Here is a 15,304-nt window from a genome sequence, read left to right on the forward strand (position 1 = left end):
CAAACTAGGCAAAGCCGACGAGGTTAAGAGACTGAATCTGAAATACTCTAAATAGTTTTGCCGCTCAGGCGGTGATGCCTGGCACAGAGTCATAAATACTTTTCCGGGGAGGCTACTGATTATCAATAACCTCCCCGGGAAAATTTAGGGTGTCCTGCCGGTGGCGTTACTCACCGAGGCGACAAATCTTGCCAAATTCTTCGGCTTTCAGAGAAGCGCCGCCAACCAGACCTCCGTCCACGTTGGGCTGAGCCATGAGCTCCGCCACGTTCGCGGACTTGACCGAGCCGCCGTAGAGGACGCGGATTCCATCAGCGGTTTCCTGACCGTACAGCTCCGCCAGCTTGGCTCGGATAGCCCCACAAACTTCCTCGGCGTTTTCCGGGGTCGCGGTCTCGCCCGTGCCAATCGCCCAGATAGGTTCGTAGGCGACCACACACTTGGCTGCGTCCGGGGTGGGAATAGCGTCAAAAGCCGCTGCAATCTGTGCCAGAACGTGCTCGACGTGCTTTCCTGCCTTGCGCACCTCCAAAGCCTCGCCACAGCAAATAATCGGCACCATACCTGCCGCCAGAACCTTGCGCGCCTTTTCATTAACGACGGCGTCGCTTTCCTGGTGATATTCGCGGCGTTCCGAGTGCCCCACTACCACGTAGGTGCAGCCCAGCTTGGTCAGCATCGCGGTGGACACTTCGCCGGTGTAGGCACCGTTGTCGTGAGTGGAGACGTCTTGAGCGCCATACTTAATTTTCATGTCGTCGCCGTCGATGGTGGTTTGCACCGAACGAATGTCGGTAAACGGCGGAATGACTGCCACCTCTACTTTGCTAAAGTCGTGACGATGATCTTGCAGATCAAGGTTCAGCTGATTGACCAACTGAATTGCCTCGAGGTGGTCGAGGTTCATCTTCCAGTTGCCTGCCATCAGGGGAATACGTGCCATGCTTAGGCCTCCAATACTTCAATACCGGGCAAGACTTTGCCCTCCAACAATTCTAGTGATGCTCCACCACCGGTAGAGATGTGGCTGAACTTGGACTCATCAAAGCCCAGTTGGCGCACCGCCGCCGCGGAGTCTCCGCCGCCAACGATGCTAAAGGCCGTGCCGTCCTGCATTGCCTTTGCTACCGCTTTGGTACCACCCGCGAATGCCGGGAACTCAAACACGCCCATCGGTCCGTTCCACGCGACGGTCTTTGATTCAGCAATCTTGGCAGCAAAGAGTTCGCGCGATTTCGGTCCAATATCCAGCCCCATCTGGTCTTCAGGGATAGCATCAGCAGCCACTACGGTGGTTGGCCCATCAGGTTTAAACTCGGGCGTCACCACAACGTCAACCGGCAACACCAGTTCAACCCCGTTTTGTTTTGCCTGGTCCAGGTAGCTTTTCACGGTGTCAATCTGGTCAGCTTCCAGCAGGGACTTGCCTACCGCATATCCTTGTGCCGCCAGGAAAGTGTAGGTCATTCCTCCCCCAATCAGCAGGGAGTCAGCTTTCGTCAACAGATTCGCGATAACGCCGAGCTTATCGGAAACTTTCGAGCCTCCCAGCACTACCGTGTAGGGGCGTTCCGGGTTGTCGGTAGCTTTACGCAGCGATTCAATCTCTTTTAACACCAGGAAACCGGCTGCTGCGGGCAGCAGTTTCGCCACGTCATAGACCGAGGTTTGCTTGCGGTGTACTACCCCGAAGCCATCGGACACATAGCAGTCAGCCAACGCCGCCATTTCCGCGGCAAAAGCAGCACGTTCAGCGTCATCTTTCGAGGTTTCACGAGGGTCAAAGCGGACATTTTCCAACATCAAGATTTCACCGGTCGCGAGGGCCTCAGCTTTTGCTTTCGCGTCCGCACCGGTCGTGTCCTGGGCTAAAGTGACTTTGACCCCAATCAACTCAGCGAGTCGCTGCACCACCGGAGCCAGAGAAAATTCGGGCATGACCTGACCTTTGGGACGCCCCAAGTGCGCCATAGTGATGACTTTGGCGCCACTGTCCAGCAACTTTTGCAAGGTGGGCAGAGCCGCGCGAATACGCCCATCGTCAGTAATCTTGCCTTCCTTGAGGGGCACATTAAAGTCGCAACGCACCAAAACGCGCTTACCGTTCAAATCTCCCAAGGAATCAATAGTTTTCAGCATATTTTTCCTTCCTTATACACTCTGAGGATGCGAAAGGACGCCCGCAAGTCACAGAGAAATGCAGGCGTCCTATCTCAACTCAAGACTCCAAAATTAGAGCTGCTTGCCCATGAACATGGCCAGGTCGACCACGCGGTTGGAGTAGCCCCATTCGTTGTCGTACCAGGACACACACTTAATCATGTTGTCAATCTGCTTGGTCAGAGGAGCATCGTAAATCGAGGAGTGCGGATCGGTAACTATGTCGGTGGAGACGATGCCATCGTCGTTGTAATCCAAAATGCCCTTCAACGAGCCCTCAGCGGCAGCCTTCATAGCGGCATTGATGTCATCAATGGAGCAAGACTTCTTCGGGATAAAGCTCAAATCGGTAACAGAACCGGTGATTACCGGCACGCGCAGAGCGTAACCGTCGAGCTTGCCCTTCAACTGGGGAAGCACCAGGGCAACCGCACGGGCAGCACCGGTAGAGGTCGGAACAATGTTTTGAGCCGCAGCGCGGGCGCGACGCAGGTCCTTGTGCGGAGCGTCGTGAATGCGCTGGTCACCGGTGTAGGCGTGGATGGTGGTCATCAAGCCGTATTCAATACCGAACTCATCGTCCAGGACCTTAGCCATCGGAGCCAGGCAGTTCGTGGTGCAAGAAGCGTTAGAAACCACGTTATGCTTTGCCGGATCGTAAGTTTCGTGGTTCACGCCCATGACGAAAGTCGCATCCACATTGCCCTTGGCAGGAGCAGAAATAATGACCTTCTTGGCGCCAGCATTGATGTGCGCACGAGCCGCGTCACCATCGGTAAAGAAACCGGTGGATTCAATCACGATATCCGCGCCCAAATCGCCCCAGGGCAACTTCGAAGGATCGCGCTCAGCCATAGCCGCGAACTTCTTGCCGTCAACGGTGATGGAATCGTCATCATAGGTGACGTCCTTGCCCAGGCGACCGGTCACCGAATCGTATTTCAACAGGTGAGACAGGGTGTGGTTGTCGGTCAAATCGTTCACGCCAACAATCTCGATGTCCGCGCCCTGCTCCAGGGCAGCGCGGAAGAAGTTACGACCAATACGGCCAAAGCCATTAATACCAACACGGACAGTCACAGTTTCCTCCATCTTGTGCAATCTCTCGTGCACATGTAGGTCCTTTAGATATTAATCCCAGCAGTGAATGCACTGCGGAACCCGGTCAAAATGTCGACCAGCCCTTAAAACCTACCCGAAACGCCCCTATAAATCATCAAAAATCGCGGTTAATTTCTGGTTAATTTCACTCTTTTGCGCCAGAACCTGCACAAAAAACATGTTTTATTAATTCGTGACTCCCCCTTTCGATGATTCGCGGCACATCAGCCGGTACTGCTGGGCATGGAGATAAAACCGCAAACCAACCTAAAAAGGACGTAGGATTCAGGTATGACCAACATTGATGTTTTTTCTAAAGATTTGTCCGCTCTGCACACTCCCCTGGTGCTGGCTGTTACCAAAAAAGGCGATGAGCTGCAGGTTCCTACTTTCCCCGCCCTGCGGGATTTTGCCCGCGCCGCCGGGATGACCGGAAAACTCGGAGAGGTCAATAGAGTCCCCTCCCCACATGACTTTTCCGCCGACTTTGTCGTGTTTGCCGGGGTCGGTTCCCCGAATACTCCTGCCGACACGCTCCAGAACTTCCGTGAAGCTGCCGGCAACGTAACCCGCAGCATCACCAGTGAAGAACTTGCTTTTTCTTTCCCCACAAAGAACCGGGAGGAAGTCCTCGCCACGCTAGAGGGGGCACTTCTGGGAGCCTATCGTTTCGCCAAATATCAGTCCAACCCCGCTAAAACTCTGCAGACGCTGTACTTTCCGTCTGGTGATGCTCTCACCGAAACTGAGTACTCCCAGTTGCAAGCCACTATCAAAGCGGTGACGCGAGTCCGTGACCTGGTAAATACCTCGCCCTTGGAGCTGTATCCCGATTCTATGGCTCAGGCTTTCAAAAAAGCCAGCAAGAACTTGCCGGTGAGCTTTGAGAAGTGGGATTACCACGATCTCAAGGACCAGGGCTTTGGCGGACTCGTCGCGGTAGGGAAAGGCTCCAAACGCAAACCCTGCCTGGTGAAGTTGACCTACGCCCCCGAAGGCGCCAAAGCACATGTCGCGCTGGTCGGTAAGGGCATTACTTTTGATTCCGGTGGCTACAGCTTGAAACCGAGCTCTTCGATGCTCACCATGAAGTCCGATATGACCGGCGCCGCCACCATGGGAGCGGTGTGCTTGGCGGCAGCGGAAATGCGCCTGCCGGTTACGGTCACGGCGTGGCTGTGCTTGGCAGAAAATCTGGTCAGCGGGAATGCCTCGCGGGTTGATGACGTTATCACCATGAGAAGCGGGAAAACCGTGGAGATTACTAACACAGATGCGGAAGGGCGCCTGGTGCTGGCAGACGGTTTGACCATGGCGACTGCACAGCATCCCGACTTGGTAATCGACATGGCGACTCTGACCGGCGCCCAGAGAATCGCTTTTGGGACCCGAATTGCCGGGGTGATGGGCTGTCAAAAGGATCGGATACGCGACGCCTCCGTAAAGGTTGGGGAACCGGCTTGGACCGCACCGCTACCCGATTACCTGTTGGAACACTTGCATTCTGATGTGGCTGACATCGCGAATTCTTCCTCGAAACGCGAGGCTGGCATGTTGGTAGCAGGAATCTTCTTGAAACAGTTCGTTGGTGATACACCGTGGGCACATATCGACATCGCTGGTCCAGGTTTTAATACTGGCTCCGCCTGGGGATATACCCCGAAAGGTGGCACCGGTTACGGAGTGCGCACCTTGCTGGAAGTCATCGCCGAGATGGGACGCTAGCTGCGATTTTCTCTCACTTTGTGGGCATTAGCACATGAAAAACATTTAGTGAAAGAATGAACTTGCTGGCATTTGTTCCTATGACAGACTGGAGTTAAACATTGAGCGAAGAACAATACGATGTAGTGATTTTGGGCGGCGGAAATGGCGGTTACGCCTGTGCTTTGCGGGCGACTTCGCTGGGCATGAGCGTGGCTCTGGTCGAAGCGGACAAAGTCGGTGGCACCTGCCTGCATCGCGGTTGCATTCCTACCAAGGCTTTGCTCAGGGCGGCGGAAGTCGCCGATACCGTGCATGAGTCCGGGGAATGGGGCGTCGTTTCTGCTTACGGCGGTGTCGATATGGCTAAAGTGCGGGAATTCCAAAGCGGAATCATCAACAAAATGCATCGCGGTCTGTCCGGGTTGATTAAGAGTCACAAGGTCGAGTTCGTCAACTCTCGCGGTGTGCTTAGCGGGATTGATACGGTCACTGCCGGTGACCGGGTACTCAAAGGTCAGAACATCATGTTAGCCTCCGGTTCCGTCACCAAGACTTTGGGAATGAACCTGGGTGGGCGCATTATCGGTTCCGAGCACGCCCTGTTCCTAGATCGTGTTCCCAATTCGGTAGTGATTTTGGGCGGCGGGGTCATTGGCGTCGAATTTGCCTCCGTGTGGAAGTCTTTCGGGGCAGACGTCACCATCGTTGAGGCTTTGCCACACTTGGTGCCTAACGAGGACGAGGACGTTTCTAAGGGATTAGAAAAGGCATTCCGGTCTCGCGGGATTAATTTCATGACCGGGACTCGTTTCCAAAACGCCATAGAGGATGAGTACGGAGTAACGGTCAACACGGAGGACGGTCAGACGCTGCGTGCGGATTATCTGCTGGTGGCGATTGGTCGTGGACCGAACACGGCAAATATGGGTTATGAGGCGCAGGGTATCCCGATGGATCGTGGTTTTGTGCTAGCCAATGAGCGCTTGCACACCGGTGTGGGGAATATTTATGCAGTCGGGGATATTGTGCCCGGTCTGCAGCTGGCGCACCGGGCGACTATGCAGGGGGTCTTTGTGGCTGAGGAAATCGCGGGACTGCAACCACGTGTAGTGCCCAATGACAACATTCCGCGCGTGACGTTCTGCGAACCCGAAATTGCCTCCGTAGGCTTAACTGAAGCGAAAGCTAAGGAAGTCTACGGCGCGGACAATGTCATCACGAAGCAGTCTAATATGCTGGGCAATGCGAAGTCACAAATGCTGAAAGCAGCCGGTTTCGTGAAACTGGTCCAGGTCAAGGACGGTCCGATTGTGGGCTTTCATGCTTTGGGTCAGCGCATCGGGGAACAGATTGGTGAGGGTCAGCTCATTGTGAACTGGGAAGCTGACGCAGAGGATTTGGCTTACCTGATGCACACCCACCCGACCCAAAACGAAATGATTGGTGAAGCGGCGATGGCTTTAGCTGGGAAACCGCTACACGGCTGAAACTTCGGGAAAGTCAATCAAAGGATAAGGACGAAATCATGGCTCAATCAGTTGCAATGCCCGCACTTGGGGAATCGGTAACCGAAGGTACCGTCACCAAATGGCTGAAAAACATTGGCGACCCTGTCGCCTTAGACGAACCCCTCTTGGAAGTCTCCACCGACAAAGTCGACACGGAGATACCCAGTCCCGTTGCGGGTGTGCTGACCAAGATTTTGGTTCCAGAGGACGAAACAGTCGATGTGGGCACCATTTTGGCTGAAGTTGGTGATGCTTCTGAGGTCAGTGCCACCCCGGTCGCTCCCGTTGCCCCGGCAGTTTCGACAGTGCCAGAGCTGCCGAATCCCGAGATTCCTTCCACCGTCACCGCTGGCAGCAATGGTGGCGCCCAGGTTGAGTGGTCCTATCCGACAATTCCCCCCATTCCTCCAAAGGCCGCAGAAGTTCCGGTTCCCCCGGTGCCTCCGGTAGTGGCACCAGCTCCGGCTGAACCGACTGTTTCGACTCCCCCGGTGCCCCCGGTTCCCCCCGCTGTGCCGCCGGCTCCAGTAGAATTGGCTGCACCAGTTGCGCCGGTCACACCATCAGTCGCTCCCGCAGCTCCCGTTGCCCCAACTGTCACGGCTCCACCGATTCCACCGATTCCACCGATTCCACCGATTCCACCGATTCCACCGGTTCCACCGGTTCCACCGATTCCACCGGTTCCACCGATTCCACCGGTGCCGCCAACTGTACCAACCACCACAGAGTTTCCGGCAGCACCAGCAATCCCCACACCGCCACCCGCCCCCACAGCACCAGCTGTTCCCGCAGCATCGACGGCTCCCATAGTTGCTGAGACACCGAAAGCGCCAGCTGCCCCCGTGACTCCACCGGCTTCGGTTACTCCTGCTCCGCTGGCAGCACCTGCCGTTCCGGCGACACCTGCCGATAATCAGGCAGAGTACGCCACCCCAATTGTGCGAAAGCTAGCTGCTGAAAAGGGCGTTGACCTCAGCAAGGTGCACGGCACCGGGGTAGGGGGACGAATTCGCAAGCAAGATGTTTTAGACGCTGCTAGCAACATTTCTGACCAGTCGCAGCCTCCCGCTGCACCTGTAGCTCCAGAGGTTTCACCAACGCCACCGGCTCCTGCGGATGTAACACCGCCGGCGCCCCCGGTTCCGACCGTTCCCGCCGTTCCGGATTCGCCGGTACCACCGGCTCGGGTTACTCCTGAGGTCCCGGCTCCACCGGTTCCCGTTACAGATGCCCCCCGTGCCGCTGCCCCGAGCGGAGATTTGGATATGGCTCGCCTGGCGCAACTCTTTGCCGAAGTGGCAGAAGCCTTCGCGCATAAAGATGCCACGCCGGTGCCGCCAGCTCCGGCAGAATCGGCTGCACCAGTCGCGCCGGTAGCAAAATCAGTCGCTCCCGCAGCTCCCGTTGCCCCAACTGTCACGGTTCCGCCGGTTCCCCCGGTGCCACCTGTACCTCCAGTTCCCTCGGCGCCCCCGGTTCCGCCAACTGTACCAACTACTACAGAGTTTCCGGCAGCACCAGCTGTTCCAGCAGCACAGGCGGCTCCGGAGACTCCTGTCTCCCCGGCGAATGGCACAGGTCAGCCCATTAAAATGCCAGCCCTGGGTGAGTCCGTCACCGAAGGCACTGTCACCAAATGGCTGAAAAACATCGGCGACCCTGTCGCCTTAGACGAACCTCTCCTGGAAGTCTCCACCGACAAAGTCGACACCGAGATTCCCTCCCCCATCGCTGGCACCATCACCCAAATCGTCATCACTGAAGACGAAACCGTAGACGTCGGCACCGTCCTCGCCTACATCGGTTAGAGCCGGAATTATGTAAAACCGGCTCAATTAAGTCGGACCACCGAAGCAATCTTCCACGGATTGCCGGATAACAGAATCTCAGATTCCGTATCGGGAATTGCCGCAATCTGGTGGTGGTTCCCGATACGGTCAATTTGAGTGTAGGCACCTTGTGTCAGGGTCACTTGCAGACGTACCGAACGCGTGTTCTTGCCAGCGTTGCTTTTATTTCCCGACACGATAGTTGCCGACTTCACCGCGGTGGATAAACCTTCAATCTGAGCTTGGCTAGACCGCAAAGCAGCCAGTAAGCTCGCATCGGCAGACCCAGCTATCGAATCTTTGACACTGAGTTTTTCCAAAGCCGCCCGGTCCTGACGAATCAGGGCGGTATCGCGTTTGGTCAGTAGCTGCTGCAGGATTTCCTGGGCGGAGGTGTCATCCGTGATGGGATCGCGCAAACTTGGTGGGTGCGGCTGGTCTCCCTCAGAATTGGGCAGCAGATTGGTGGGCGGCGTGGCTGCTGGTGTGGATGACATCACCGGCGAAGCAGTTTCAGGACCTGCCGGGTCCGCAAGGCGTTCCGATGGCGTCGGTACATTGTGAGGAAACGCAGAAGTGTGGTCCGCTGCGTGAGGTGCATTTGCGCTGTTTTTTCGTCCCGCCCCAGGGCTGACTACCTCGTCTCCGGCGGGTAGCGACGTGCTTGGGGTCGTGGATTGCACGGGGAGAGCTTGGGCAGTATTAGGCAGATTCCCCAGGCGCGGGAACAGGACCGCGCCCAGTGCCAGTGCAGCTCCCATTAAAGCCGGCAATCCCCAGCGCAGTATCGGGCTGGGAGGGAGTATTTCGCGACGTTGCCCCTGTCCGGACCCCGGGCGGCGCAGGTGACGCGAAGACGAAACCAGCTCCGTCGCTACATCGCGTCCTGCTGCCCGCATTCGAGCCGCCATCAGCTCCGCCCCGCTCAGCAAGTCAATGCCGCAACACGGCAAGTTTTCCCAGGCATCGGCGAGTTCCCCCGCGCGGGGACGCGCCCTGCCCTCCGGATGTAACGCTGCTTTCAGAAGCCCCGCGTCCATTCCCAATGCCAGCAACACGTGCGCCATCGCATAAACATCGCCGGCTTGTCTGGCGGCTAATGACTCGCCGGAACCTTCAGAGGATGTCCCCGCTGGGTGAGGCGACTCCCCCGCTACGCCGCCCCCAGCCAGCTCGTCTGTTTCCGGCGCGCTAAAAGCCCGAGTCGTCCCTACGTCACCGAGCAGATCCACCAAGACCACCCGACCTTGTGCCGTCACCATCACATTGGCAGCCGAAACGTCCCCGTGGCTCAAACCGACCTCGTGCAGCGCTGCCAAACCCCGCGCCAGAGACAGAGCAATGAAGTTGACCTGTGGCGTGGTGAACTCGCGCCCCGCCCGCAAGACCTCGAGGTCTTGCCCGTCAAGATACTCAAAAATTGCTACGTAACGACCATCGGTCAGTTTGCGCAACTCGTGCAATTTCAGCAGGTTCGGACAGGATACCTTTCGCAGTGTTCGCAGTCGCGAGTCCAGCTGCGCCGGCAGAGTCCCACCCAACAGCTGCAGCGCGTGGGTACCGCCCTGTTCATCGACAACTCTCCACATGGGACCGCTCTGACCAAACCCCACCGGTTCATATAGGACATAACCAACAAGTTCCATACCACAATATATATCTAAGCAAAGGAACATAAATCAACAGACATCTTCAAACCTGTGGATAACTTTTGTTACCATGACACAACTCGGTTTACCCCTGAAGCAAAAATCCCCTAAGATAAAGGCGATGGCTAAGAAAAGTAACACTGTGACCGGGGGCGACACGTCCGGCAAGAAACGCAACATATTTCAGAATCTCAAGGACTCTTTCACCATCGTGAACCGGTCCTTCCCGTGGATTGTGTGGGCGATTTTGGCGACGCTGGTCGTGACAGAAGCGTTAACCGTGTGGTACATGATTGTAGGCAAGCACTGGGTCATGGGCGCAATCACCATTGTTTTGGTGCTGATGGTCGTGCCGATGGCTTGGATTTCCGCGTTTTTGTCCCGCGCTATGCTGCGTCAGATTGAGGGGATGAAAGGCTGCGTTGGCGCGCTGCGCCAGCTGCTGCGCCGGTCCTGGTTTGCTGAGGAAGAGCCTGTGGCGGTCAATAAGGATCAAGATTTGGTATGGCGTTTCGTGGGTCCCCGCGGGATTTTCCTGGTTAGTGAAGGACCGCACTCTCGCGCCAGCAAGCTGCTCAACGATGAGACGAAAAAGACCACGCGAGTCGTCGCGCAGGTGCCGGTACACGCCGTAGAGTGCGGCACCGAAGATGGTCAGGTTCGCCTGGAACACTTGATGAAAACCATGTATAAAGCTCCACGCGCTTTGAATCGAAATGAGATTCCCGCAGTACAAAAACGACTGCTGGCGATTCACCGCAATCAGGGACTGCCGATCCCCAAGGGAATTGACCCTTACCGAGTTCGCCCTAATCGGCGCGCTTTGTACGGATAAAATTTATCCACCACTATCCCAGACATGCGAGATGAAAAACTGTTACAATTTCTGAATTTTTTATGGGCGGAGATTTGCATAAAGTTGCACAGCTCTGTAAATTTATACCGATAGTTTATTTACACGACCGTCAACAAGGAGAATCTCATGCGTCGTCTTTCCGTTGCTATGCTTCTAGCTGCAGCCTCTTTGGGCTTAGCCGGATGCTCCACCGCTTCTACCGGAAATGCCGGCGGTGACGATGCTAATAATCCGCAACCCAGCGCCGCCCCCACTTTTGATTTTTCAACGATAAAGCCTGACCCCAAGGTCGAGGCGATGGTTCCCGCCGAGGTAAAGGAACGCGGCGTGCTCCGCAACGGCGCTTCTACCAGCTACGCTCCGGCGGAATTCTTGCTGGATGACGGCACCACCCCCACCGGCTATGAAGTAGACATGGTAAAAGCTATCGCCCTGACAATGGGTCTGGATGACGGCACGACCACTACCGAAGCGTTCGGCGCTCTGCTGCCCAAGATTGGCACGACTTACGATTTGGGGGCATCTTCGTTCACGGTTACACCGGAGCGCGTCGCAAACTATGACATGCTGGCTTACATGCGTATGGGTTCCCTATTTGCGGTGGCAAAGGGCAACCCGCAGGGCTTTGACCCCAAGGACATCTGTGGCAAAACCGTCGGAGTGCAGACCGGCACCCTGCAGGAAACTGAGCTGTTGCCGAAACTGAGCAAGCAGTGTGAAGCCAGCGGCAAACCGCCGGTAGACATCCAAAAAGAAGAGCTGCTGTCCAATGTATTCCCGAAAGTCATCTCGGGTCAGTATCAGGCTATGCTAGCCGATGATCCGGTCACGTCTTACTACGTGAAACAAACCCGCGGTCAGATGGAGCAAATTGGTCAGATTCTCGACCCTAGCCCCATCGGGATTGTGGTAGATAACAAAAATCAACAACTGTCCGCCGCGATTAAAGCGGCGATGGATTCCCTGCTGGCATCAGGAAAAATGCGGGAAATCATGGATAACTATGGCGCTGGCGCAGGCTTGTACGACGCGGTGGAGCTGAAAACTTCCGAGGCGAAATAACCCCTCAGCTTGCAGTCTTTGACGTTTCACTTTCCGATTCGGGGAGTCCGTCCGAGAACTACATCGGCGAGACTGAGCAGCCCAAGACATCAAAAGGACGATAACGCATGAGCGAAGAAGACCTGAAATTCAACCATCCACGACCGGTATTCCGTTTAAGCAGATGGGTCAGCGTGGCAGTGGTCGCGCTGGTAGTGCTCGGACTGGTCAACTCCCTTCTCACCAATCCCAACTACCATTGGGAGATGGTGCGAGAGTATCTGACGCACCCGAACTTGATTAAAGGAATCGGCTTCACTCTGGCACTGACGATAGGAGCGATGACAATCGGCGTCACCCTCGCTATTACCATGGCAGTGATGCGCCAGTCCCCGAACCCGGTGTTGAAGGGCGTTGCCTGGTTCTATATCTGGTTCTTCCGCGGCACTCCCGTATATACCCAGTTAATCTTTTGGGGCTTGCTGCCGACGCTGTACCCCATGATTACCCTGGGGATTCCTTTCGGACCGCAACTGTTTGCAGTGGAAACGAAGCTGGTGCTAAACATGTTCTGGTCAGCCATGCTGGGGCTAGGACTGAACGAGGGCGCTTACTTAGCTGAAATTGTGCGCGCTGGGCTAAACTCGGTGAATCCGGGACAGTGGGAGGCTGCTACCGCTCTGGGCATGAAGCGCAGCATGATTTTGCGTCGCATCGTCATTCCCCAAGCTATGCGCGTCATTGTCCCGCCCACTGGCAACGAAACGATTTCGATGTTAAAGACCACTTCCCTGGTTTCGGTGGTGCCGTTTACTTTGGAGCTGAACTTCCAGGCTCAAAACTTGGGACGCCTCACTTTCATGCCGGTGCCGATGATGATTTGCGCTGCGATTTGGTACCTGCTCATCACCTCGATTTTGATGGTGGGTCAGTACTACCTTGAGAAATACTTTGGCAAGGGTTTTAACACGCAGCAGTCCCCCACCTCATCGCGTAGCAAGTCTCTGAGCGCGGTTCCGGCAACGAAAACGCTATTGGATGTGAAATCGTGAGTAATGAGCTGATGCCAAACAATCCTCTAGACAGTAAAGATCCTGATGGTATCATCGATACTTTCCCGGATTTACGGCCGGGTAATCACATTCCCGCCCCTGCTGACGTGGTGGGGACCATGGTGGCTTTACGCGATGTCCACAAGTACTTTGGTCACCTGCACGTGTTAAAGGGTATTAACCTGGACATTCACAAGGGCGAGGTGTGCGTTCTCATCGGTCCCTCCGGTTCTGGTAAATCTACAGTTTTGCGCTGCATCAATCAGCTGGAAACTATCACTTCCGGACGAATTTACCTGGACGGAGAGCTGTTGGGCATGTCCGAGGAAAAAGCTCCCCTGCCGGGACGGAGACGCTCGTGGTACTTAAAGACCGGCGCTTTGACTGAACGGAACACGGTGCTGCGCGAGCTACCTGATGAAATCGTGTCCGCTCAACGGGAACGTATCGGCATGGTATTTCAGCGTTTCAACCTGTTTCCTCACAAAACTGCTCTCGAAAACGTCATGGAGGCCCCGGTTCACGTCTTGAAGAAACCACGTGATGAGGCTGCCGAGCAGGCAAAAGCGCTGCTGGATCGGGTTGGTCTGGGAGATCGCATGGACCACTACCCGTCCCAGCTGTCCGGCGGTCAGCAGCAGCGGGTGGCGATTGCCCGTGCTTTGGCGATGGATCCTGAACTGATGCTGTTCGATGAACCGACTTCCGCGCTCGATCCGGAACTGGTCGGTGAAGTGCTGCAGGTTATGAAAGATTTGGCTCGGGACGGGATGACTATGCTGGTGGTGACCCACGAAATTGGCTTCGCCCGAGAGGTCGGTCACACTCTGGCCTTTATGGACGAGGGACAAATCATGGAAATGGGAAGCCCTATCGAGGTTTTGGACAATCCTCGCGAAGCGCGCACCCGCGAATTTGTCTCAAAGGTGTTATAGGTTAAGCCACGCCTGAATCGGCTCGGTTCCGCCAGCTGCTGTCACTCCAAAACCTATGGTCAGCGATATTGCCGCGACCGGAATAGCAGTCAGCAAATCCACCACGGCGTGCTGCTTGGTGAACTGGGTAGCCAGGACAATAGCCACAGCTACCAAGACCGAGACGACTCGTAGCCACCAGGGCATCTGCACTGTCACCACGGCGGTGAAAGCAATCATCATCGAGGTGGAACAGTGCAAGCTGGGGGCGCAATTGACCCCGCGGTAGCTCGTCTTGTACACCAGTGCCAACAAGCGTTCGGTCAGGCTTTGTCCCAATTCTTGACGCTGAAAAGTAGTGGGATACGCTAAATATGCTGCCACCGAAATGACTACGCAAAATATCCACGCAATCTGGAACACCACCCAGTTTCCCGGTGAAAAAAAGTACAGCGAAATCGGGAAGAATACAATCAGCGGAAACCACAACACGTATGGATAGACGAAAGCGGGAATGCGCGGGATGTGCCGATCTAGACCGCATTGGGGATTATGAAACACGTGCTGGAAACGCTCTGAGCCAAAGTACAGGATACTCTGCAGCAGCAAGATTGCGGCTTGGATTAATATCAACTTGGTCAAGAGGTTCACGGTTTAAGATCTTCTGTTTAGCAGTTTTGCGGGGCGAGCGTATCGAGTCTGACAGCGGTGGCTCAGCTAAGCAACACGGATTCCAGATGTTCGCGGGCTTCTTTGGAGGTGCGGGGTTTACCTCCGGGCACCACCGACCAATCTTCCAGATGCCGATCGGACCACAGTTCGGCTTTCCAGCCGGCAGTCGGGCTGCCAGTCGCCAACGTGAGGGAACAATTTTGGCAGGGGAACTGCGCCAACAAGTCAAGGGTCAATCCCTCAATCCGGTTTGCGCCCCACACGCGCATAATTGCGCCGTGAATGACGACCGCTACGGTCGCTTCCGGATCATCCTCCAATCCCGCACACAGCCGCGCAATCCCCCGGTCGAAACGCGCTAAAGTATCGGCACCAGATTCCGCTCCGGGCATCCGTCGCTTCAGGTCGCCAGTCACCCAACCGATAGCGGTATCGAGGTATTCTCGGGTGTCTTCGAGAGTTGTAGACATTTCCAGCGCTCCGGCTCGAACCTCACGCAAATCCGGATCTACCTGCACGGGAATATTGAAAGCCTGTGCCAACGGCTCGGCAGTTTGGCGTGTTCGGAGGATGAAAGAGCAAGCCAAACGCTGCGGAGCCGACCCCACTAACTTGTGAAATTTATCAACCAAAGCCACCGCCTGTTCGCGCCCCGTGGCATTCAAGGGACGTCCCGGCCAAGCCGTGTCCAAAGCCCCCGAGAGGTTCGAGTCAGTTTCCCCATGACGAATCAATACCAGTCGCAACGTTATTCCTTTCTGTGCCCATCCCACCTTAGCGCGTTTTCTCGCCTCAAGCTTATTTTGCTGAGT

Annotated in this window: 13 protein-coding genes; 7 read left to right on the forward strand and 6 right to left on the reverse strand. The window is 55.8% G+C overall.

What is annotated here, in order from left to right; translation table 11 throughout:
• Positions 1-166: 166 nt before the first annotated feature.
• The 3 genes from tpiA to gap all read right to left on the reverse strand — a co-directional run bounded on the left by tpiA (position 167) and on the right by gap (position 3,240).
• Positions 167-943, reverse strand: a complete 777-nt coding sequence (tpiA, locus tag HMPREF0576_RS03625) for a triose-phosphate isomerase (protein WP_004010716.1) — start codon at positions 941-943, stop codon at positions 167-169.
• A 2-nt stretch (positions 944-945) separates the two neighbouring features.
• The gene (locus tag HMPREF0576_RS03630) at positions 946-2,139 is read right to left on the reverse strand and encodes a phosphoglycerate kinase (RefSeq protein WP_004006895.1); all 1,194 of its coding nucleotides are present in this window, start codon (positions 2,137-2,139) and stop codon (positions 946-948) included.
• 93 nt (positions 2,140-2,232) lie between these two features.
• The gene (gene gap / locus HMPREF0576_RS03635) at positions 2,233-3,240 is read right to left on the reverse strand and encodes a type I glyceraldehyde-3-phosphate dehydrogenase (protein WP_169760214.1); all 1,008 of its coding nucleotides are present in this window, start codon (positions 3,238-3,240) and stop codon (positions 2,233-2,235) included.
• A gap of 312 nt (positions 3,241-3,552) precedes the next feature.
• Here gap and HMPREF0576_RS03640 point away from each other — a divergent pair, with 312 nt between their 5' ends.
• From HMPREF0576_RS03640 to HMPREF0576_RS09640, 3 genes are all read left to right on the forward strand, one after another.
• A complete protein-coding gene (locus tag HMPREF0576_RS03640; RefSeq protein WP_004010717.1) occupies positions 3,553-4,986 on the forward strand; it encodes a leucyl aminopeptidase in 1,434 nt (477 codons plus the stop codon).
• Positions 4,987-5,087: 101 nt separating this feature from the next.
• Entirely contained in the window at positions 5,088-6,455 is a 1,368-nt protein-coding gene (lpdA, locus tag HMPREF0576_RS03645; protein ID WP_004010718.1) for a dihydrolipoyl dehydrogenase, read from the forward strand.
• Between the two features lie 38 nt (positions 6,456-6,493).
• Entirely contained in the window at positions 6,494-8,287 is a 1,794-nt protein-coding gene (locus HMPREF0576_RS09640; RefSeq protein ID WP_081456826.1) for a biotin/lipoyl-containing protein, read from the forward strand.
• A gap of 23 nt (positions 8,288-8,310) precedes the next feature.
• Here HMPREF0576_RS09640 and HMPREF0576_RS03665 read toward each other — a convergent pair whose 3' ends face one another.
• Complete coding sequence (locus tag HMPREF0576_RS03665) at positions 8,311-9,954, reverse strand: protein kinase domain-containing protein (protein ID WP_004010720.1); 1,644 nt, start codon at positions 9,952-9,954, stop codon at positions 8,311-8,313.
• 124 nt (positions 9,955-10,078) lie between these two features.
• Here HMPREF0576_RS03665 and HMPREF0576_RS03670 point away from each other — a divergent pair, with 124 nt between their 5' ends.
• The 4 genes from HMPREF0576_RS03670 to HMPREF0576_RS03685 all read left to right on the forward strand — a co-directional run bounded on the left by HMPREF0576_RS03670 (position 10,079) and on the right by HMPREF0576_RS03685 (position 13,841).
• Positions 10,079-10,792 (forward strand): DUF4191 domain-containing protein, encoded by a 714-nt coding sequence (locus HMPREF0576_RS03670; RefSeq protein ID WP_245527324.1) that lies wholly within the window; start codon positions 10,079-10,081, stop codon positions 10,790-10,792.
• A gap of 147 nt (positions 10,793-10,939) precedes the next feature.
• On the forward strand, positions 10,940-11,875 hold the full coding sequence (locus tag HMPREF0576_RS03675) for a transporter substrate-binding domain-containing protein (RefSeq protein ID WP_004006903.1): 936 nt from the start codon (positions 10,940-10,942) through the stop codon (positions 11,873-11,875).
• A gap of 107 nt (positions 11,876-11,982) precedes the next feature.
• Positions 11,983-12,906 carry an amino acid ABC transporter permease gene (locus HMPREF0576_RS03680; RefSeq protein ID WP_004006904.1) on the forward strand — a complete coding sequence of 308 codons (924 nt, stop codon included), beginning with the start codon at positions 11,983-11,985 and terminating at the stop codon, positions 12,904-12,906.
• On the forward strand, positions 12,903-13,841 hold the full coding sequence (locus HMPREF0576_RS03685; protein WP_004006905.1) for an amino acid ABC transporter ATP-binding protein: 939 nt from the start codon (positions 12,903-12,905) through the stop codon (positions 13,839-13,841). The genes HMPREF0576_RS03680 and HMPREF0576_RS03685 overlap by 4 nt, the downstream gene beginning before the upstream one ends.
• On the opposite strand, the gene HMPREF0576_RS03690 is transcribed toward HMPREF0576_RS03685, so the two are convergent.
• Positions 13,836-14,471, reverse strand: a complete 636-nt coding sequence (locus HMPREF0576_RS03690; RefSeq protein ID WP_004006906.1) for a phosphatase PAP2 family protein — start codon at positions 14,469-14,471, stop codon at positions 13,836-13,838. The genes HMPREF0576_RS03685 and HMPREF0576_RS03690 overlap by 6 nt on opposite strands.
• Before the next feature lie 62 nt (positions 14,472-14,533).
• Positions 14,534-15,238, reverse strand: coding sequence for a histidine phosphatase family protein (locus HMPREF0576_RS03695; RefSeq protein ID WP_036324500.1), 705 nt, complete (start codon positions 15,236-15,238; stop codon positions 14,534-14,536).
• Between the last annotated feature and the right edge of the window lie 66 nt (positions 15,239-15,304).

Origin of the sequence: Mobiluncus holmesii ATCC 35242 (assembly GCF_000185445.1) — a bacterium.
Classification (GTDB): Bacteria; Actinomycetota; Actinomycetes; order Actinomycetales; family Actinomycetaceae; genus Mobiluncus; species Mobiluncus curtisii.

Bases quoted from the DNA above. Each gene is read 5' to 3' on its own strand.
- tpiA (WP_004010716.1), bottom strand. From the start codon at position 943: ATGGCACGTATTCCCCTGATGGCAGGCAACTGGAAGATGAACCTCGAC.
- HMPREF0576_RS03630 (WP_004006895.1), bottom strand. From the start codon at position 2,139: ATGCTGAAAACTATTGATTCCTTGGGAGATTTGAACGGTAAGCGCGTT.
- HMPREF0576_RS03640 (WP_004010717.1), top strand. From the start codon at position 3,553: ATGACCAACATTGATGTTTTTTCTAAAGATTTGTCCGCTCTGCACACT.
- HMPREF0576_RS09640 (WP_081456826.1), top strand. From the start codon at position 6,494: ATGGCTCAATCAGTTGCAATGCCCGCACTTGGGGAATCGGTAACCGAA.
- HMPREF0576_RS03665 (WP_004010720.1), bottom strand. From the start codon at position 9,954: ATGGAACTTGTTGGTTATGTCCTATATGAACCGGTGGGGTTTGGTCAG.
- HMPREF0576_RS03670 (WP_245527324.1), top strand. From the start codon at position 10,079: ATGGCTAAGAAAAGTAACACTGTGACCGGGGGCGACACGTCCGGCAAG.
- HMPREF0576_RS03675 (WP_004006903.1), top strand. From the start codon at position 10,940: ATGCGTCGTCTTTCCGTTGCTATGCTTCTAGCTGCAGCCTCTTTGGGC.
- HMPREF0576_RS03680 (WP_004006904.1), top strand. From the start codon at position 11,983: ATGAGCGAAGAAGACCTGAAATTCAACCATCCACGACCGGTATTCCGT.